Annotated in this window: 1 protein-coding gene; it reads left to right on the top strand. The window is 61.6% G+C overall.

Annotated features, from left to right (window positions below; translation table 11 throughout):
- Positions 1-61 precede the first annotated feature (61 nt).
- Positions 62-981 (top strand): phage portal protein family protein (locus ACYVG7_RS10200; RefSeq protein WP_460883011.1); only part of this gene is annotated, 920 nt, incomplete at its 3' end.

Genomic DNA, 981 nt, shown 5'->3' with positions numbered 1-981 from the left:
TGCCCATTCGGCAGGCCGTCAACTAAGCCCGCCCGGCGGGTGGGGGAGCGAGTATCCGACTTTGGATTTGATCAACAAGGCCGATCCGGCGTGGTTTCAGACCCACCCGGATGATCGGAACGCCCTGCGCCTGCGCGATGGCTCCTATGAAGGGGCGGCGCTCAATGGCTTCGGCTGGATCGTCCACCGCGCCAAGTCCAAGTCGGGCTATCTGGCGCGCAATGGCCTGATCCGGACGCTGGTCTGGCCGTTCCTGTTCAAGAACTACAGCGTGCGAGACCTCGCGGAGTTCTTGGAGATCTACGGGTTGCCGGTGCGCCTGGGCAAATACCCGGAAGGGGCGACCGACAAAGAGAAAGCGACCCTGCTGCAGGCTGTGCTTAGCATTGGCCACAACGCCGGGGGGATTATCCCTCGCGGCATGGAGATCGACTTTGAGAACGCGGCCAACGGTCAAGCCGATCCCTTTGTGGTGATGATGGATTGGTGCGAGCGCTCCATGTCCAAGGCTATCTTGGGCGGTACGCTCACCAGTCAGGCCGATGGTAAGAGCAGCACCAACGCACTGGGCAACGTCCACAACGAAGTACGGAAGGAGGTTCGCGACTCTGACCTCAAGCAACTGGCCGCATCCCTGACCCGCGATCTGATCTATCCGCTCTATGCTCTCAACGGCAAAAGCTATCAGAATCAGCGGCGTATTCCGCGCTTGGTGTTTGATGTCACCGAGCCGGAAGACATGCGCGATCTGGCCTACCCGCTGCGCTCCCTGGTCAGCATGGGGATGCCGGTACCTGTCAAATGGGTGCGTGACAAGTTGCAGATCCCGGAGCCCCAGGGTGGTGAGGCTGTGTTGCAGATGGTGACCGAGCAAGTGCCAGGCGCCCAGGGAGAGGCTGCACTGAAAGCCAAAGCCGCGCATTGGGCTGTGCTGGCCGCCGAGCGCCAGGTGCAAGACAAGGCCGATCTACTGACGGGCCG

This window comes from Pseudaeromonas pectinilytica (assembly GCF_054780855.1).
Note: the sequence above shows the minus strand (reverse complement) of the source record. Positions and strands in the feature narration are given on the sequence as shown.